This window comes from Cellulomonas xiejunii (genome assembly GCF_024508315.1).
GTDB classification, from domain to species: Bacteria; Actinomycetota; Actinomycetes; order Actinomycetales; family Cellulomonadaceae; genus Cellulomonas; species Cellulomonas xiejunii.
In genome coordinates, this window is record NZ_CP101987.1 from 705,034 (window position 1) to 724,959 (window position 19,926).

General features: G+C 72.7%; 10 protein-coding genes. All 10 read left to right on the forward strand.

Annotated elements, in window-relative coordinates; genetic code table 11:
- Positions 1-65 precede the first annotated feature (65 nt).
- The 10 genes from NP048_RS03430 (at position 66) to lysS (ending at position 19,925) form a co-directional block, all read left to right on the forward strand.
- Positions 66-587 (forward strand): PH domain-containing protein, encoded by a 522-nt coding sequence (locus tag NP048_RS03430; RefSeq protein WP_227578087.1) that lies wholly within the window; start codon positions 66-68, stop codon positions 585-587.
- The gene (locus tag NP048_RS03435; RefSeq protein WP_227578088.1) at positions 584-2,260 is read left to right on the forward strand and encodes a PH domain-containing protein; all 1,677 of its coding nucleotides are present in this window, start codon (positions 584-586) and stop codon (positions 2,258-2,260) included. Before NP048_RS03430 ends, NP048_RS03435 begins: the two co-directional genes overlap by 4 nt.
- Complete coding sequence (locus NP048_RS03440; RefSeq protein WP_227578089.1) at positions 2,257-3,303, forward strand: Rossmann-like and DUF2520 domain-containing protein; 1,047 nt, start codon at positions 2,257-2,259, stop codon at positions 3,301-3,303. Before NP048_RS03435 ends, NP048_RS03440 begins: the two co-directional genes overlap by 4 nt.
- Positions 3,300-4,274: a pantoate--beta-alanine ligase gene (gene panC / locus NP048_RS03445; protein ID WP_227578090.1), complete on the forward strand. Its 975-nt coding sequence runs from the start codon at positions 3,300-3,302 to the stop codon at positions 4,272-4,274. The genes NP048_RS03440 and panC overlap by 4 nt, the downstream gene beginning before the upstream one ends.
- Positions 4,271-4,741: an aspartate 1-decarboxylase gene (panD, locus tag NP048_RS03450; RefSeq protein WP_227578091.1), complete on the forward strand. Its 471-nt coding sequence runs from the start codon at positions 4,271-4,273 to the stop codon at positions 4,739-4,741. The genes panC and panD overlap by 4 nt, the downstream gene beginning before the upstream one ends.
- A gap of 23 nt (positions 4,742-4,764) precedes the next feature.
- A complete protein-coding gene (locus tag NP048_RS03455; RefSeq protein WP_227578092.1) occupies positions 4,765-6,483 on the forward strand; it encodes an L-aspartate oxidase in 1,719 nt (572 codons plus the stop codon).
- Positions 6,484-6,644: 161 nt separating this feature from the next.
- Positions 6,645-11,798: an endo-1,4-beta-xylanase gene (locus NP048_RS03460; protein ID WP_256769440.1), complete on the forward strand. Its 5,154-nt coding sequence runs from the start codon at positions 6,645-6,647 to the stop codon at positions 11,796-11,798.
- A 240-nt stretch (positions 11,799-12,038) separates the two neighbouring features.
- Complete coding sequence (locus NP048_RS03465) at positions 12,039-16,805, forward strand: endo-1,4-beta-xylanase (RefSeq protein ID WP_227578094.1); 4,767 nt, start codon at positions 12,039-12,041, stop codon at positions 16,803-16,805.
- A gap of 603 nt (positions 16,806-17,408) precedes the next feature.
- Positions 17,409-18,368: a carboxylating nicotinate-nucleotide diphosphorylase gene (gene nadC, locus NP048_RS03470; RefSeq protein ID WP_255620344.1), complete on the forward strand. Its 960-nt coding sequence runs from the start codon at positions 17,409-17,411 to the stop codon at positions 18,366-18,368.
- A 39-nt stretch (positions 18,369-18,407) separates the two neighbouring features.
- Positions 18,408-19,925: a lysine--tRNA ligase gene (gene lysS, locus NP048_RS03475; protein ID WP_227578256.1), complete on the forward strand. Its 1,518-nt coding sequence runs from the start codon at positions 18,408-18,410 to the stop codon at positions 19,923-19,925.
- Position 19,926 lies beyond the last annotated feature (1 nt).

A 19,926-nucleotide genomic window follows, 5' to 3' on the forward strand; every position in this document is an offset into this window, starting at 1 on the left:
CTGCGCGCGGGCGCTCGGCCGTGCGACCGACCCGCAGGCACCTCCCGGTGCGGGAGGATGAGCGCATGACCACGAATCCCGAGGCGCACGACGCGGCACCCGGTGCCGACCCGTTCGACCTGCACGACGTCGAGTGGACCGCGGTGTCACCGCGACTGGCGACGGCACGGTTGGTCGTGCTGGCGATCTGGGCCGTCGTGCTGCTCGCGCCGACCGTGGCCGTCGCTGCGGCCGTCGACGTGCCGTGGCTGTGGGCGGCGCCCGCGGTGCTCGCCCTGCTGCTCGGGTTCAGCGCCCTGCTCGTCCGCCGGCAGGTGCGTGCCCTGCGCTACGCGGAGCGCGCCGACGACCTGCTGGTCCGTCGCGGCATCATGCTGCGCTCCCTGGTCGTCGTCCCGTACGGCCGCATGCAGTTCGTCGACGTGAGCTCCGGCCCGCTCGCGCGGCGCTTCGGGATCGCCACCGTGGAGCTGCACACCGCGGCGCCCGGCACCAACGCGACGATCCCGGGTCTGCCGCCGGCCGAGGCGGCGCGCCTGCGCGACCGGCTCGCGTCGCGCGGTGAGGCCCGGTTGGCGGGGCTGTGAGCACGCTGCAGGGCCCCGCGCAGCAGCCGGTCGACGAGGAGGGCTACGACTGGCGTCGGCTGCACCCGGTGACACCGGCGCTGCGCGGCTGGAAGGTGCTGGTCGCGTTCATCGCGGTCATCGGGTTCCAGATGTCCGAGATGCTGCGGGACATGGCCGACGCGCTCGGGCCGGGCCGTGCGTGGCTCGTGATCCTGGGTGTCGTCCTCCTCGTGGGGATCGGGGGCTTCGTGTACTCGGCCCTGGCGTGGCGGGTCATGCGCTACGCCGTCACGGGTACCGCCGTCCACCTGCGCACGGGTCTGCTCTTCCGGCAGCAGCGGCAGGCGCAGCTCGACCGGCTGCAGGCCGTCGACGTGGTCCAGCCGCTGCTCGCGCGGCTCCTGGGGCTCGCGCAGCTCAACCTCGAGGTCGCGGGGGGTGCGGGCTCCGCCGTGCAGCTCGCGTTCCTGCGCGAGTCGGAGGCGACCGCGCTGCGTGCGCAGATCCTCGCGCTCGCGGCCGGCGTCGGTCCGCAGGCGGTGTCCGACGGTGCCACGCAGCCCGGCACGTCGCAGCCGCAGCAGGGTGGTCCGGACGGGGTCCCGGCCACGGCCGGTGCGACGCCGACCCTGCCGCCCGTCTACGCGGCCGCCCCCGAGCGCCAGGTCTACGAGCTGCCGATGCCCCGGCTGATCCGGTCGATCCTGTGGTCCGTCCCGCCGTGGTTCCTGCTCGTCGGGGTCGTCGTCATGATCGTCGTGAGCATCGTCGTCGGGGACATCGGCGGCATGTTCGTGCTGGTCCCCGCGGCCCTCGGAGCCGGTGGGTTCGTCTGGGGCCGCATCAACTCCGGCGCCACGTTCCGTGCCGCGGTGTCACCGGATGGCATCCGGCTGCGGCACGGCCTGACGGAGACCCGCACGCAGACCGTCCCGCCCGGGCGCGTCCAGGCCGTGCGCCTCACCCAGGGTCCGCTGTGGCGACGCCCCGACTGGTGGCGCGTCCAGATCAACGTCGCCGGCTACGGCGTGACGGCAGACATCGACAAGGGTTCCGTCCTGCACCCGGTGGCGACGCGCGCCGAGGCCGGGATCGCCCTGTGGCTCGTCCTGCCGGACCTCGGGGTCGACGACCCGATGGCCACGCTCGACGCCGCCCTCACGGGCCTCGACGACGACGGCGGGTTCACGCCCGCACCCCGCAGCGCGCGCTGGCTCGACCCGCTGAGCTGGCGGCGGCACGGCGTCCTGGTGACCCGGACCGCCCTGATCATGCGGTCGGGCCGGTGGTGGCGCAGCGTGGTCGTCGTGCCGCACGAGCGCACGCAGAGCATCGGGCTCGAGCAGGGACCGCTGCAGCGGCGCCTCCAGCTCGCGTCGTTCGTCACGCACTCGACCCCCGGACCCGTCTCGCCGCGCGTCGACCACCTCGACCAGCACGTCGCGGCCGCACTGCTGGAGGTGCAGTCGCACCGCGCACGCGAGGCGCGCGCGGTCGCCGGACCGGAGCTGTGGATGCGCGCCGCTGACGCGAAGATCGGTGGTGCCGGTGAGGTGGCGGGCGCCCAGCCGCCGCACGCCGCACTGGGCGCCGACGCGCTGCCGCCGGCCGTGCCCGGCGCACTGCCGACGAACCTGCCCGACGGCCCGCAGGACGACCGGGCGTCCGACCCCCGGGAGTCGCAGCCGTGAGCGCGGACGCCGCGTCCCGGCCGGGGCGCCTGGGTGTCGGCATCGTCGGTGCCGGACGTGTCGGCGCCGTGCTCGGCAGCGCCCTGCGGGGCGCCGGACACCCGGTCGTCGGCGTCTCGGCGGTGTCCGCGGAGTCGCGCGAGCGCGCGTCCACGCTGCTGCCGGGGGTCCCGGTGCTCGAGGTGCCGGAGGTCGTGCGGCGCGCGGAGCTCGTGCTGCTCGCGGTGCCCGACGACGTGCTCGCGCCCCTGGTCCGCGGCCTCGCGGACACCGGTGCCTGGCAGGCCGGGCAGATCGTCGCGCACACGTCGGGGCGGTTCGGCACGGCTGTCCTCGACCCGGCTCGCGCCGCGGGCGTCATCCCCCTCGCGCTGCACCCCGCGATGACGTTCACGGGCACGTCGCTCGACCTGTCGCGCCTCGTCGGCTGCGCGTTCGCCGTCACGGCGCCCGGCCCGGTGCTGCCGATCGGCCAGGCGCTCGTCGTGGAGATCGGCGGTGAGCCCGTCGTCGTCGCGGAGGACCAGCGCCCGCTCTACCACGCGGGGCTCGCGCACGGCGCGAACCACCTGGTGGTGCTGGTGGCCCAGGCGGCGCAGGCACTGCGGGCGGCGGGCGTCGAAGAACCCGGGCACGTGTTGCGTCCCCTGCTGGAGGCCGCGCTCGACGGTGCGCTGCGCGCCGAGGACGCCGCGGGGGAGGGCGGCGCCGGCGCGATCTCCGCACTGACCGGCCCGGTGCGCCGGGGCGACGCGGGCACGGTCGCGGAGCACGTCGCGGTGCTCGCGGCGATGGGGGCGGCCAGCGGGGCGGTGGACGTCCCGACGGGTTACGGTGCGTTGTCGCGCGCGGCGACGGCACGTGCGCTGAGCGCCGGGCTGGTCCGCGCGGACGCCGCCCAGCACGTCCTGGACGCGCTCGCGGGCATCATCACGACCCCGTCGGTGTTGCAGCAGGGGGACCACGGAACGCCGCCCGCGGGGCCACCCGGGCAGGACGGCCCGGCCGAGGACGACGGCACCCCGTCGCAGGAGGACTCATGAGCACCACCCACCCCGCGCTCGCGCGCGACCGGGACAGCCTGGCCGCGGCGCTCGCCGCGCAGGACGCCTCGTCGCTGCCGCGGTCCGAGACGGACACCGGGCGGCGGCCGTACCGGCGCGCCGTCGTCATGACGATGGGCGCGCTGCACGCAGGGCACCTGGCACTCGTCGAGCACGCGCGGTCCCTGGCCGACCTCGTCGTCGTCACGATCTTCGTCAACCCGCTGCAGTTCGGTCCCACCGAGGACCTTGCGCGCTACCCCCGCGACCTCGAGCGCGACCTCGCGCTGCTGTCCGGCCCCGGCCTGCTGCGCCCGCAGGACGTCGTGTTCGCCCCGACGGTCGACGTCGTCTACCCCGACGGCGAACCCACGGTGCGCGTGTCCGCGGGGCGCGTGGGCGAGCTGCTGGAGGGGGAGTCGCGGCCGGGGCACCTCGACGGCGTGCTGACGGTCGTGCTCAAGCTGATGCACCTGACGCGCCCCGACGTGGCGGTCTTCGGGCAGAAGGACGCGCAGCAGGTCGCCGCGGTGCGTCGTCTGGTGCACGACCTCGACGTGCCGGTGGACGTGGCGGTGCACGCGACCGTGCGGGAGGCGGACGGGCTCGCGCTGTCGAGCCGCAACGCCTACCTCACGGCCGAGGAGCGAGCGCGTGCGCTCGGGCTGTCGGCGGCCCTGGACGCCGGACGGCGGGCCGCGGAGGCCGGGCAGGGACCTGCTGCGGTGGTCGCCGCGGCGCGGGCGGTGCTCGACGAGCGACTGTCGGACGACGACGCGGTCGACTACGTCGCGCTCGTCGACGCCGGGACGTTCGCGCCCGCCGACGCCGGCACGTCGGACGCCGTGCTGCTCCTCGCGGCGCGCGTCGGTGCGACGCGGCTCATCGACAACGCACCGCTGACGCTGCGCGGCGCGCCTGTCGCTGCCGCGGCGCCCGCGGCGGACCTCACGGACGGAGGTGTCGCGTGACGACGCTGCAGCGCACGATGATGACCGGCAAGGTGCACCGCGCGACCGTCACGGCCGCGGACCTGCACTACGTCGGCTCGATCACGATCGACGCGGAGCTCCTGGAGGCCGCGGACATCCTGCCCGGCCAGCAGGTCGACGTCGTCGACGTCACCAACGGCGCCCGCCTGACGACGTACGCGATCGCCGGGGAGCCCGGCGAGGGTCAGGTCTGCGTCAACGGCGCGGCGGCGCACCTGGTGCACCCCGGTGACGTCGTGATCGTCATCGCCTACGGCACGATGTCCGACGCCGAGGCGCGGACGTACACGCCGCACGTCGTGCTCGTCGACGCGGACAACCGGGCCGTCGACCTGGGCGACGACCCCGGCCAGGTGCCGGACGGGTGGACCGAGCGCACCGGCCTGGTGGCGTCGGGGATCCCGATGGCACGTGGCCGCGAGGCGGTCGGCGGCGCGGGGTCCTGACCGCCCCGCGCTACTGTCCGTCCGTGCTCGTGACGCCCGACCTGCCGTCCGTCCGCCTCGCCACCTGTCTCGCGGCCCCGGAGCCGGGGTGGACCGTGCACGCCGACGCGGTCGTCGTCGGCTCGGGGATCGCCGGGCTGACGGCCGCACTCGAGCTGCGCACGCGTGTGGGCCGTGTGCTCCTGGTCACCAAGGGCGTGCTGTCCTCGGGGTCGACGGTGTGGGCGCAGGGCGGCATCGCGGCCGCGCTCGACCCCGCGGACTCCCCGGCGGCGCACCTGCAGGACACGCTCGCCGCAGGCGGTGGGCTGTGCGATCCCCGGGCGGTGGAGACCCTGGTCACCGAGGGCCCGCGCCGGGTCCGCCAGCTGGTGGCACGCGGTGCGGTGTTCGACACGACCGCGGACGGCGAGATCAGCCTGACGCGTGAGGGCGGGCACCTGACGGACCGCATCGCGCACGCGGGCGGTGACGCGACGGGTGCGGAGATCTCCCGTGCGCTCGTCGCGCAGATCGAGGCGGTGCGGGACGACCCGGGCATCGAGGTCGTCGAGCACGCGCTCGTGCTGGACGTCCTGACGGGCGCACCGGGTGCGGACGGCGCGCCCGGTGCCGTGGCCGGGGTGACCCTGCACGTCATCGGGGAGGGGTCCCGCGACGGCGTCGGCGCGGCGCTCGCCCCGGTGGTGGTGCTCGCGACCGGGGGGATCGGCCAGGTGTACCGGTCGTCCACGAACCCGGCGCAGGCCACGGGGGACGGCATCGCCGCGGCGCTGCGGGCGGGCGCGCTGCTGGGTGACCTCGAGTTCGTGCAGTTCCACCCGACGGTGCTGTGGCTGGGCACGGGGGTGAAGGGTCAGCTGACGCTCGTGAGCGAGGCGGTGCGCGGCGAGGGCGCGCTGCTGCTCGACACCGACGGCGTGCGGTTCATGCCGGACGTGCACCCGCTGGCCGAGCTGGCGCCGCGGGACGTCGTGGCGCACGCGATCGTGCGGCGCACGGCGGCCACCGGCTCCGACCACGTGTGGCTGGACGCGCGGCACCTGGGCGCCGACTTCTTCGCGCGGCGGTTCCCGACGATCCACGAGCGCCTGGCGGAGCACGGCATCGACCCGGCCACCGACCTCGTGCCGGTGGCGCCCGCGCAGCACTACCACTCCGGTGGTGTGGTGACGGACCTCGACGGACGCTCCTCCCTGACGGGCCTGTACGCGGTGGGGGAGGTCGCGTGCACGGGCGTGCACGGCGCCAACCGCCTGGCGTCGAACTCGCTGCTCGAGGGGCTGGTCTTCGCCCACCGCGCGGCGCGCGACGTCGCGGCCCGACTCGAGGGCGGCTTCCTGCCGCGCGTGGACCCCAGCCCGCGGCCCGGACCCGAGGCGCTGGTCCCCGCGGCGTCGCGTGCGCGGGTGCAGCGGGCCGCGACGGACGGACCCGGCGTGCTGCGCTCCGCCGACGGACTGCGGCGGTCGCTGGCGACGCTCGCGGCGATCCCGACGGACGCGCACGAGCGTCGCGACGATGGCCGGCGGCTGGGGGAGCCGCAGCTCGCGGAGTGGGAGACGACCAACGTGCACCAGGTGGCCACGGTCCTCGCGCTGGCGGCGCTGGCGCGCGAGGAGTCGCGCGGGGGGCACGCGCGGAGCGACTTCCCGCTCACCAAGGAGGAATGGCGCGTGCGCGTCGGAGTGAACTCCGGATCGGACGGAACGGTCGAGATCGGGCCGCACCCGGTCGGATAGTCCGATGGCCACGTTCCCATGGGCCGAAACTTTCTCAAGACATCGGACGACTCCCGCGCTTCTGAACGGGTGACCAGGTCTGCCGCTTTGCCGCACGGCTCCGTAGGTTCGGGGGTCCGGCCCCGTACGTGCGGGGTGCTGTGCTGCGCAAGGGAGCGACGATGCACGTCAAGAGACGCCGAAAGGTGTACGAAAGTATCGGTGTGACGGCCGCTGTCGTGGCCCTGGTCGCAGCGCCGATGGTCGGGACGACGTTGACGTCCGCGACAGCCGCCGGGCCGGTGCCGGTGCTGTCCCTCGACTTCGAGGACGGCACCTGGTCCCCGTGGACGCGGAACGGCGACCCCGCGCTCTCCGTCGAGCACGAGAAGGCCCTGCGGATCTCGGACCGGGCCAACGACTGGGACGGGATCCGGGCCCCGGAGATGACGTACGAGGCCGGCGCGACCTACACCTTCTCGGCCCGCGCGCGTCTCGCGGCGGGGACCGTCGGCTCTGTCGGCTTCCGGTTCGTCGGCAACACGTGGATGGGGAACACCCAGGTCCCGATCACGGCGAACGGTTGGACGACGATCACGGTCGACAACACCTTCGCCACCGCGTGGACGGGTCAGGTCAACCTCGGCACGGACAACCTCGCCGGACCGTATGCGTACGAGGTCGACGACCTGTCGATCACGCGGGCAGGCGTCGACGGTGCGCCGCCGGTCGTCCTGACGTCCGTCGACTTCCAGACGGCCGACCGTGACGGCTGGACGCAGAACGGTGGCCCGACCCTCACCGAGGTGTCGGTCGGCCGGTACCTGAGCGTCGCGGACCGTGTGAACAACTGGGACGGCATCCGGTCTCCCGCGATGTCGCTCGAGGCGGGCGTCGCGTACACCATCTCCGCGCGGGCACGCCTCGCGCCCGGCACGGCGGGCTCCGTCGGCTTCCGGTTCGTCGGGCCCGACTCGTGGCTCGGGAACACCCAGGGCACGATCGACGCCGACGACTGGACCACGGTCAGCGTGACGCACACGCCGACGGCCGACGAGAGCATCGACATGTTCCTCGGGACCGACGCCCTCGTGCCCGACGTGCGGTACACGTACCTCGTCGACGACATCCTGGTCACGCGTGGCGCGGACGGCACGACCCCGGCCGTGCCCGCCGCCCCGGTCACGGTCCTGAGCTCGGACTTCGAGTCCGACCTGACGCCCTGGGTGCCCCGCAACGCCACCCTCACGCGCGACACGAGCGCGCGCACCGGCACGGGCGCGATGCTCGTCGCGGGTCGCCTCGCCAACTGGCACGGCGCGCAGACGCCGATCAACCCGATCTTCGCCCCCGGCGGCACCTACACCGTCTCGGCGTGGGTCAGGCTGGCCCCGGGCGAGACGGCGACGACCATGAAGATGACGGTCGCCGAGACACCCGTGACCGACACCTCCTACGTGGAGGCGGCACCGTCCGTCACCGTCACGGACGCGGCCTGGGTGCTCCTCACCGGCTCGTACACCCGCGCCGGGGGCGTCACCGGTGGTGACCTGTACTTCGAGGCCGCCGGCGTCACGACGAGCTTCCTCGTCGACGACGTGACCATCGTCGGTCCGCCCGTCGGCTCCACCCCCGGTGACGGCTGGGTCCCGGACCTCGACGGCTTCGTGCCCGGCGGTGCGGTCCGCCCGACCGCCACGCCCGTCACCACGGCCCGCTCGGCCGAGGGCGCCACGAACACCGCGGCGCTGACGTTCGACGACGGCCCCAACGGTGCCGACACGGCCGCGCTGCTCGACTTCCTGGCGGCGAACGACCTGGTCGCGACCTTCTGCGTCATCGGCCAGAACGTCACGGCGTCCGGTGGCGCCGCGATGCTGCAGCGGATCGTGTCCGAGGGGCACGCGCTGTGCAACCACGGGACGACGTACGCGGACATGGGCGGCATGACCAAGGCGCAGGTCGAGACCGACCTCAAGGCGAACCTCACGATCATCCGCAACGCGCTGGGTGACCCGAACGCCCCGGTCCCGTACTTCCGTGCACCCAACGGCAGCTGGGGCCAGACGGCGGCCGTCGCCGTCGCGCTCGGCATGCAGCCGCTCGGCGTCGTCAACACGATCTCCGACTGGGAGCCCTTGGACGAGGCGACGCTGACCGCGAACCTGCGCGCAGCCATGAAGAACGGCGAGATCGTCCTCGTGCACGACGGCGGTGGCAACCGTGCCGCGTCCGTCGCTGCGACGAGGACGGTCGTCACCGAGAAGCTCGCCGACGGCTGGGTGTTCACGCTGCCCACGGGTGGCGCGGACGGCTCGTACGTCCCGTCGAGCAGCATCGACGCGGACTTCGAGGACAACACCCTGCAGGGGTGGACCGGACGCGACAACGGCAGCGGTCCGCCCACGGTGACGGTCGTCTCGCCGGGCCGCGACTCGCAGTACGCGGCGCGCGTCTCGGACCGCATCCACCAGGGCCAGGGTCTGCAGCACAACGTGGCCGGCATCTTCGAGGTCGGTGCGACGTACGACTTCTCGGCCTGGATCAAGTTCGAGGGCACCCCGGGTGACGTCACGCTGAGCGCCCACGTCAACGCCGGCACGTCGTCGTACCCGAACCTCGTGACCCTGACGGGGATGTCGAACGACTGGGTGCAGGTGTCGGGCCAGTTCACGATGCCGTCGTACACGAACGCCGCGGAGGTCTACTTCGAGACCAAGTGGGCGAACAACGACCCGGGCAACACGTCGACGTTCCTCGTCGACGACATCACGTTCCAGATGCGCCCCGACCCGGTGATCCAGGACGACCTGGCGCCGCTGTTCGAGTCGGTGGGCGTGCCGCTCGGTGTCGCGATCGACGGTCGCGAGACGTACCGGTCGGCCGCGCAGCTGCTCACCAAGCACTTCGAGCAGATCACGGCCGAGAACTCGATGAAGCCGGAGAACTGGTACGAGGGCCGCACGTTCGCGCCGAGCGCGGACACCAAGGCGGTCATGGACTTCGCCGTTGCCAACGACCTGCGGGTCTACGGGCACGTGCTCGTGTGGCACGCGCAGACGCCGGCCTGGTTCTTCCAGGACGACGCGGGCAACCCGCTGCCGGTGAACGACGCGAGCGCCGAGCTCGTCCGGGGGCGCATGGAGACCCACATCAAGAACGTCGCGAAGTGGATCAACGACGAGTACGGCGCGTTCGGCTCGCCGACCAACCCGGTCGTCGGCTGGGACGTCGTCAACGAGGTGATCTCCGACAACGACACGGACGACGGCATGCGCCGCAGCGACTGGTACAAGTACCTCGGTGAGGAGTTCGTCGACCGTGCCTTCGAGTACGCCGACGAGTACGTCAACGGGGTGTACCTCGAGCCGGGCGCGGACCGGATCTCGCTGTTCATCAACGACTACAACAGCGAGCTGAAGAGCAAGCAGGACCGCTACTACCGGCTGATCACGGACCTCATCGAGCGTGAGGTCCCGATCGACGGCGTGGGCCACCAGTTCCACGTATCGCTCTCGCTGCCGGTGTCGTTCCTCGAGGCCGCGCTGGAGCGGTTCTCGGGCCTGGGGCTGCTGCAGGCGGTCACGGAGTTCGACGTCACCACGGGCACGCCCGCGACGGAGGCGCTGTTCATCGAGCAGGGCTACTACTACCGCGACGCGTTCGAGGTGTTCGACCGGTACGAGGAGCAGATGTTCTCGATCACCGTGTGGGGTCTGTACGACACGCGGTCGTGGCGCAACTCCAACGGTGGTCCGCTGCCGTTCGACGAGGGCATGCAGGCCAAGCCGGCGTACTACGGCATCCTCGGTGGGGACCTGCCGGCGCGGCTGCGCAGCGCCAACGTGTTCGCCGGTGACGTGGCTCTCGACGACGCAGCGTTCGACGACGTCGCGTGGCAGCAGCTCCCGCTGCTGGACGTCGACGGCGAGGCTGCGTTCCAGGCCCGCTGGGCCACCGACCACCTCTCGGTGTACGCCGAGGTGGCCGACCGGTGGGACATCCTCGAGCTGCAGGTCGGCGAGGAGACGTACCGCATCTCGCGTGATGGCTCGGGCGACCTCGACGGTGTCGTGGCCGAGGGCACGGGCGGCTGGGGCGTCGTGGTCCACGTGCCGGTGACGGCCGCACAGGGCGACACGCTCGACTTCGACCTGCGGGTGCTCGACGGGGTCGACGTCGTCGGCTGGAACGCCCCCGGTCACCTGGGCGAGCTGTCGCTCGTCGAGGCGCTGTCGACGGTCGAGGTCGTGAAGGCGGCGTCCGCGCCGACGATCGACGGCGCCGTGGACGACGTGTGGGGGTCGGCCGCGACGGTCTCGACCCGCACCCAGGTGAGCGGTACGGCCGGGGCGACCGCCACGGTCCGGACGATGTGGACGGGCTCGAAGCTCTACGTCCTCGCGGACGTGGTCGACGAGACCCCGGACACCTCGGCGGTCGCGCCGCACGAGAAGGACTCGCTCGAGATCTTCCTCGACGCCGGGAACTTCAAGAACCAGACGTTCCGGTACGACGACCTCCACCTGCGGATCGACGCGACCAACAAGGTCACGATCGGCCAGGGCGACGAGGGCTTCCACCGGGCGCGGGTCGAGTCGCAGGTCGCGCAGACGGCCACGGGCTACCGCGTCGAGGCGGCCGTCGACATGCTCGACCAGTACATCGGGCTGGGCACGCTCCACGGCCTGGACTTCCAGGTCAACGACGCCGTGGCCGGCGCGCGCACCTCGGTGCGCACGTGGGCCGACCCGACGGGGCTGGGCTTCCAGTCGCCGCAGCGCTGGGGTGTGGCACAGCTCGTCTCGGCGCTGACGCCGCCGGACGAGGACGCCACGCCGGAGCTGAGCCTCTCGCTGGCGTCCGTCAGGGCCGGTGGGACCGTCACGGTCGACCTGGAGGGCTTCACGCCCGGTGACGAGGTCGTCCTCGCGATGGGCAACGGCGCGAACGCGTCGGGTGGCGCGGGTGGTGTCGGGGCGGCGGCCGTGGCGCCGGCGGGCGCGACGCTCCTCGGCTCGGTCGTGGTGGCCGGCAACGGTGCGGCGTCACTGACGGTGACGATCCCGGCGACCACCCCCGCGGGGGTCTACCGGATCGTCGCGGCGGTCGGCGGCGAGGTCCTGGCGGAGGGCGCGCTGACCGTCTCCGCGGCGGCCGCAGCGCCCGGCACCACGGGGACGCCCCCGGGCCGGGGCGGCAGTCTCGCCACGACGGGTGCGGGCCTGGGCCTGGGTCTGCTGGGCCTGCTGGTCCTGCTCACCGGGACGGTCCTGGTCGTCGTCCGGCGTCGTGGGCACCTCGTCACCGAGGTGCGTCGCACGCTGGGCCGCTGACCCGGGGCGTCCCGGGGCCCCGATCCCGAGACGCCCTCCACGGAGCCCCACCGGTAGGTTCCCCTCCTGCCGGTGGGGCTTCGTCGCGCCTGGACGACACCCGAAGGGGTGACCTGCTGAAACTTTCGATCTCGATCCTGCATCCATCTGTGTACCTGGAGGCTCTCGGGCTGGTCGGATGACCAACATTGTGCGTACGGTGGTCCCGATATCGGACTTTCCGTGCGCAAGGGAGCGTCAATGGGTCGGACCCGGCACCGCAAGGTGCTCGAAACTATCGGTATCGGCGCGGCGGCAGCCGCGCTCGTGGCTGCGCCGCTCGTGGCGATCGGCTCCACGGCAGGTGCCGCCGAGACGCAGGTGGTCCTCGGCGTGGACTTCGACGACGAGACCACCGGCGACTGGACACGCAGCGGCGAGCCCGTCCTCGGGTTCGTCGACGCCGACGGCGGCAAGGCGCTCGAGGTCGCCGACCGCACGACCGACTACGACGGCATCTCGTCGCCCGAGGTCGCGTACGAGGCCGGCGTCTCCTACTCCTTCACGATGCGCGCGAAGCTCCCCGAGGGCACCGAGGGCACGGCAGGCATCCGCTTCGTCGTCGCCACGGACTACACCTGGGTCGGCGACACCACGATCAGCGACGACGCGTGGACGACGGTCACCGGCACGTACACGCCCACCGAGGACGTGACGCGCTCCGTCTACCTGGGCACCGGTGACCTCTCCGGCACCGTGGCAGGCACGCCCTACACCTACCTCGTCGACGACATCGAGATCACGCGCGAGGGCTCCGGCGGCGAGGTCGAGGTCGTCCTGGCCAGCGACTTCGAGGCGGACGTCGCGCCGTGGGTCGGCCGCGGCGCCGCCACGGTCGCGCGCACGACCGACGACGCGCACGGCGGCGAGGCGAGCATGCTCGTGTCCGGCCGCACGTCCGACTGGCACGGCGCGGCGACACCGATCGCCTCGCTGTTCGCCGCGGGCGCCACGTACGACATCTCCGCCTGGGTGAAGCTCGCGCCGGGCGAGGAGGCGACGACCGTCAAGGCGACGGTCGCCGAGGTCCCCGAGGCCTACACGCAGGCCGCGCCCGCGGTCGCCGTCACCGACCAGGAGTGGGTGGAGCTGACCGGCACCTACACCCGTGGCGACGCCGTCACGGGCGGTGACCTCTACCTCGAGGCGGCCGGCGCGACGACGAGCTTCCTCGTCGACGACGTGGTCGTCACCGGCCGCGCCGTCACCGACGACTGGGTGCCGGACCTCGAGGGCTTCGTCCCCGGCGGTGCCGTGAACCCCACCAGCACGCCCGTCGGCGCCGCACGCGGCACCGGCGACGTGGCCGCGCTGACCTTCGACGACGGCCCCAACGGCGCCGACACCACCGAGCTGCTCGACTTCCTCGCGGAGAACGACCTGCCGGCGACGTTCTGCGTCATCGGCTCCCAGGTCACCGCGCCGGGTGGCGCGGACCTGCTGCGCCGGATCGTGTCCGAGGGGCACACCCTGTGCAACCACTCGAGCGGGTGGGCGGACATGGGCGGCTACACCAAGGCGCAGGTCGAGGCCGACCTCAAGGCGAACCTGGAGATCATCCGGACGGCACTCGGCGACCCCGAGGCCAAGGTCCCGTACTTCCGCGCGCCCAACGGCTCGTGGGGCCAGACGATCCCCGTGGCCGTCGCGCTCGGCATGCAGCCGCTCGCGGTGTCCAACACGATCAACGACTGGGCCACCCAGGACGAGGCCGAGCTGACGGCCAACCTGCGCACCGCCATGCAGCCGGGCCGCATCGTGCTCGTGCACGACGGCGGGGGAGACCGTGCCGCGTCGGTCGCGGCGACGAAGACGGTCGTGACCGAGCGCCTCGCCGACGGCTGGACCTTCACGCTGCCCCAGGGCGGCGTGGACGGCACCGGTGTCGAGCTGTCCTTCGACTTCGAGGACGGCACCCTGCAGGGCTGGGCGCCGCGCGCCACCGAGGACGGTGCCGCGACGGTCGGGGTCGTCGAGGGCGGCCACGACTCGGCGCACGCCGCACAGGTCTCCGACCGTGTCCACCAGGGGCAGGGCCTGCAGTACGACGTCACGGGCCTGCTCGCCGCGGGCACCACGTACGAGTTCGAGGCGTGGGTCCGGTTCGCCGGCACCCCGGGTGACATGACGCTCAGCGCCCGCACCGAGAGCGGCGGGACCAGCAACTACGGGAACCTCGTGTCGATCACGGGGGTCACGGAGGAGTGGACCCGGGTCGCGGGCAAGTTCTCGATCCCGGCGTACGAGACGGCCGCCGAGGTCTACTTCGAGACGGCGTGGGACAGCGGCAACCCGGGCAACACGTCGACGTTCCTCGTCGACGACATCGTGTTCCGCACGCCGGCGCCGGTCGCGATCCAGGACATCACCCCCCTCAAGGACACCGTGCCGTTCCCCATGGGCGTCGCGATCGACAGCCGCGAGACCCAGGGCGACCCGGGCACCCTCACGCAGCGGCACTTCAACCAGATCTCCGCTGAGAACCACATGAAGCCCGAGGCCTGGTACGACGCCGAGGGCGGCTTCCGGGTCCACCCCGAGGCGACGGCGCTGATGGACTTCGCCGCCGCGACGGACACGAGGGTCTACGGGCACGTGCTCGTGTGGCACAGCCAGACGCCCGCGTGGTTCTTCCAGGACGAGGCGGGTGAGCCCCTGGCTGCCGACGACGCGGGCCGGACGGTGCTGCGTGAGCGTCTGCGCACGCACATCTTCGACATCGCCGGGAACCTGGCCGGCACCTACGGCGCGTTCGGGTCGGACACCAACCCGCTCGTCGCGTGGGACGTCGTCAACGAGGTCGTGTCCGACGGCGGTGAGAACCCCGACGGGCTGCGACGCTCCGAGTGGTTCCGCATCCTCGGCGAGGACTTCATCGACCTCGCCTTCCAGTACGCCGACGAGGCGTTCAACGAGGAGTACGCGGCGCCGGGCACCGACCGTCCGGTGGCGCTGTTCATCAACGACTACAACACCGAGCAGTCCGGCAAGCAGGACCGCTACTTCGCGCTGGTGGAGCGGCTGCTCACCCGCGGGGTGCCGGTCGACGGCGTGGGCCACCAGTTCCACGTCAGCCTGTCGCTGCCGGTCTCGGCGCTCGAGGCCGCGATCGAGCGGTTCGAGGCGCTGGACGTCGTCCAGGCCGTGACCGAGCTCGACGTCGCCACCGGCCTGCCGGTCACCGACGCCAAGCTCATCGACCAGGGCTACTTCTACCGCGACGCGTTCGACATCTTCCGGTCGCACGCCGACTCGATGTTCTCGGTGACCGTGTGGGGCCTGAACGACGGCCGCAGCTGGGTCAACGACAACGGCGCACCGCTGCTGTTCGACGACAACCTGCAGGCCAAGCCGGCGTACTACGGCGCGGCCGACCAGGACCTGCCGGACCGTGTCCGCACGGCCACTGTCTTCGGTGGTCAGGTCGCACTCGACGAGGACGCCACGTCCGCGGTCGAGTGGCAGCAGCTGCGGCTGCACGACATCGGCGAGGTGGGCGCGTTCCAGCTCCGCTGGACGGCGGACACCCTCACGGTGCTCGCGGACGTCGACGGGGACGCCGACACCCTCGAGGTGCAGGTGGGCGACACCACGTACACCTACGCCCGCGACGGGTCGGGTGACGTCGAAGGCGTCGACGCCGACCGGACCGGCGGCTGGCGGGCCGTCGTGCACGTGCCGCTCGACGCCGCGGCGGTCGGGAGCATCGTGTCGTTCGACCTGCGGGTCGTCGACGGCGAGGACGTCACGGGGTGGGCGAACGCCGGAGCGACCGGCACGCTGACCTTCGTCGAGGCGCTGTCCTACCTCGAGGCCCCGCAGGCCGCGACGGCACCGGAGGTCGACGGCGACGTCGACGACGTCTGGGCCGACGCGGAGGCCGTCACGACCGCCAAGCAGGTGTCGGGCACGGACACGGCGGTCGCCGAGGTCCGGACGATGTGGGCGGACGACACGCTCTACATCCTCGCCGAGGTCGCCGACGACGACATCGACGTGACCGGCTCCGACCCGTGGATCCAGGACTCGATCGAGGTCTACGTCGACGCCGGCAACTACAAGAACGGCACGTACCGGCCCCAGGACATGCAGATCCGCGTGTCCGCGGAGAACGTGGTGACGTTCGGGACCGGGGACGAGGCCGCGCAGCAGGCTCGCGTGCAGACCGCGACGTCGCGCACCGACGAGGGCTACCTCGTCGAGCTCGCCGTCGACCTGCTCGGCGAGGGCGGGACCAACACGTTCCACGGTGTCGACTACCAGGTCAACGACGCCTCGGGCGGTGCACGCCTGGGCATCACCAACTGGGCCGACCCGACCGGTGCGGGCTACCAGTCGAACGCCCGCTGGGGCGTCGTGCAGCTGGTGTCCGCGGAGCCCGAGCCCGGTCCCGCGACCGGCGTACCCGCCAAGCCTCTGCTGTCGCACGACAACTGGGACGGTGACGGGTCGTTCACGATCAAGTCGTCCGTGTGGTGGGGGCAGAACGCCCACACCCTGACCCTCCTGGAGAACGGCACGCAGATCGCCACGCAGCGGGTCGTCGACGCGACGCCGGGTGCCCAGATCGCGACCTTCGAGGTCACGGGCAAGGTGAACGGCTCGTACACGTACGAGGTCGTGGCGACCAACCAGCACGGCTCGACCACGAGCCGGCCGCTGGACGTGCGGGTCGTGGCGGCGGCCCCCGGGATCCCGGTGGTCGTGCACGACAACTGGGACGGCAACGGCAGCTACACGGTGTCCATGCACATGTGGTGGGGCACCAACGCCGACACGTACAAGCTCTACGAGAACGGTGTGCTCGTCGACACCCAGACGCTGGCCCCGAACGGCCGCAACGCGCAGCACGCCGGGACGCGGTTCGAGGGTCGTGCCAAGGGCGTCTACAAGTACACCGTGGAGCTGTCCAACGCCGCAGGCACGACGACCAGCCTGATCGCGGTCCCGGTGGTCGTCTGGCGGTGATCCCTCGCCCCCGTCGCCGGTGAGGCCACCACCTCACCGGCGACCCTCCCCGGGCCCCGCCGGCTGTTCCCCCCTGACAGCCGGCGGGGCCCCGTCATGCCCGCCACGTTCACCCGAACGGCCTAGCGTCGAAAGGTGTCGGTCTCGAATCGGCCCCCATCCGAGCGTGTGTCACGCGGGCCTCTGGCGTCTGTGCAGCTCGCCGCATACGGTGACCGAGCGATGAGACTTTCGTGCGCAAAGGAGCGTCGTCCATGGGTCAGATCCGGCACCGCACGGTGCTCGAAACTCTCGAGGTCGGAGCGGTCACGGCTCTCGTGGCCGACCGCCGCGGCACGACCCTGGCGGGGGTGCGGGACGCGCCGCGGCAGGACTGATCGCAGCCGTGGGCCGGGGTGACACGTCGTCTCACCCGGCCCACGCAGAGCCCCGCGGGCTGCACCCCCCTGGCAGCCGGCGGGGCTCTGTCGTGCCCGGCCGCGGCGGTCGCTGCGGCCCGGCTACCGTGTGCCCGTGACCGATGAGCTGCAGCGCGCGGACGACGTCCCCACCGACCGGCAGCCGGGGGCCCCCGTCCTTCCGGGCGACCTCGGCCCCGAGCCGCTGGCGATCGCCCGCCTCGTCGCGGTGGCCCTCGACGAGGACCTCGGCCCTGCTCCGGGGCGTGACGTCACGACCCAGGCCACCGTCGACGCCCGCGCCCGCGGACGCGCCGACGTGGTGGCGCGCGAGGCCGGTGCGATCGCCGGGCTCGTGGTCGTCCCCGAGGTGCTCGACCAGGTCGCCGACCGGCTCGACCTGCCGCGCGCCACGGTGACGTGGCACGCGCACGACGGGGCCGTCGTCGAGGCGGGTGCCGTCCTCGCGACACTCGACGGGCCGACCCACGTGCTCCTCGTCGCCGAGCGCACGCTGCTCAACCTCGTCTCGCGGGCGTCAGGCGTCGCGACGCACACCCACCGCTGGACGCAGGCCCTCAGCGGCACCGGCGCGCGCGTCCTCGACACCCGCAAGACCACGCCGGGCCTGCGCGCGCTCGAGAAGTACGCGGTGCGGTGCGGCGGGGGCACCAACAAGCGCATGGGCCTGTTCGACGTCGCGATGGTCAAGGACAACCACGTGGTGGCCGCGGGGTCGGTGGCCGGGGCCGTGCGCGCCGTGCGCGAGCGGTTCCCGGACGTCGCGATCCAGGTGGAGGTCGACCGGCCCGAGCAGGCCGACGAGGCGCTCGACGCGGGGGCGGACTTCCTGCTCCTCGACAACATGGCCACCGCGACGCTCACGGCGACGGTGGCGCTCGTCCGGGCACGCGAGGGGAGCGCCGGTCACGTCGAGCTGGAGGCCACGGGCAACCTCACGCTGGACCGGGCGCGCGAGGTGGCGCTGACGGGGGTCGACTACCTGTCCGTGGGCGCGCTCACGCACTCGTCACCCATCCTCGACGTCGCGCTGGACCTCGACCCGCGATCCGTGATGGCGCCCGCCGACGTCCCCGCCGACGTCTCTGCCGACGAGCGCTCCGCCGTTCCGGTGCCCGCCCGGGAGCCTGCCCCGCGCCCGTAGAATCACGGGGTGACCGCACCGACCGAGCCCGCCGCAACCGTGCAGGACCCTGACGTCGCCCAGCCCGCCGCTGACGACGTCCCCGAGCAGATCCGGGTCCGCAAGGCCAAGCGCGAGCGGTTGCTCGAGGAGGGCGTCGAGGCGTACCCGGTGTCGGTGCCGCGCACGCACACCATCGCGCAGGTGCGCGAGACGTACCCCGACCTCGAGCCCGGCACCGAGACCGACGACGTCGTGGGTGTCGCCGGGCGCGTGGTGTTCCTGCGGAACACGGGCAGGCTCGCGTTCGCGACGCTGCAGGACGGCGCGGGCACGCGGCTGCAGGCGATGCTCAGCGAGAAGGAGGTCGGTGCCGACGCGCTGGCCGCGTTCAAGGCGGACGTCGACCTCGGTGACCACGTCTTCGTGCACGGTCGCGTCATCGCGTCGCGCCGCGGCGAGCTGAGCGTCATGGCTGATGAATGGCGTATGGCGGCCAAGGCCATCCGGCCGTTGCCGAACTTGTACGAGGGCACGGAGATGTCCGAGGAGGCCCGCGTCCGGCAGCGTTATGTCGACCTGATCGTGCGACCGGGAGCGCGCGAGATGGTGCGGCTGCGGTCCGCGGTCGTCCGGTCGCTGCGGGAGAACTTCTACCGGCGTGGATTCCTCGAGCTCGAGACCCCGATGCTTCAGGTCCGTCCGGAGGGTGCGGCCGCGCGGCAGTTCGAGACGCACATGAACGCCTTCGACATGGAGCTGTTCCTGCGGATCGCCCCCGAGCTGTTCCTCAAGCGCGCGGCCGTCGGCGGTGTCGAGAAGGTCTTCGAGATCAACCGCAACTTCCGCAACGAGGGCGTCGACTCGACGCATTCCCCGGAGTTCGCGATGCTCGAGGCGTACGAGGCCTACGGCGACTACGACACGATGGCGGCGCTCACGCAGGACCTCGTGCAAACCGCTGCGCTGGACGCTCTCGGCACGACGGTGGTCACGCTCGCCGACGGCACCGAGTACGACCTGGGCGGTGAGTGGACCTCGCTCACGATGTACGGCTCGCTCTCCGAGGCGCTGGGCGAGGAGATCACGCACGACACGTCCGACGAGCACCTCCTGCGCCTGCTGGCCGCCGCGGAGATCGAGCTGGCGCCCTCGCAGCGCAACCACGGCAAGATGGTCGAGGAGCTGTGGGAGCACCACGTGGGCTCGACGCTGTGGGCGCCGACGTTCGTGCGCGACTTCCCGGTGGAGACGTCGCCGCTGACCCGCGACCACCGCACGGAGCGCGGCCTGGTCGAGAAGTGGGACCTGTACGTCCGCGGCATGGAGCTCGCCACCGCGTACTCCGAGCTCGTCGACCCGGTCGTGCAGCGCGAGCGCTTCGAAGCGCAGGCGCTGCTGGCCGCCAAGGGGGACGACGAGGCGATGCGCATCGACGAGGACTTCCTCACCGCCATGGAGCACGCGATGCCGCCGTCGGGGGGCATGGGCATGGGAATCGACCGCCTGCTCATCGCGATGACCGGTCACGGTATCCGTGACACGATCGTCTTCCCGCTCGTGAAGCCGCAGGTCTGAC

What these genes read in the sequence shown, in the direction of transcription:
- NP048_RS03460 (WP_256769440.1), top strand. Translation starts at nt 6,645, where the DNA reads ATGCACGTCAAGAGACGCCGAAAGGTGTACGAAAGTATCGGTGTGACG.
- NP048_RS03430 (WP_227578087.1), top strand. Translation starts at nt 66, where the DNA reads ATGACCACGAATCCCGAGGCGCACGACGCGGCACCCGGTGCCGACCCG.
- panC (WP_227578090.1), top strand. Translation starts at nt 3,300, where the DNA reads ATGAGCACCACCCACCCCGCGCTCGCGCGCGACCGGGACAGCCTGGCC.
- NP048_RS03465 (WP_227578094.1), top strand. Translation starts at nt 12,039, where the DNA reads ATGGGTCGGACCCGGCACCGCAAGGTGCTCGAAACTATCGGTATCGGC.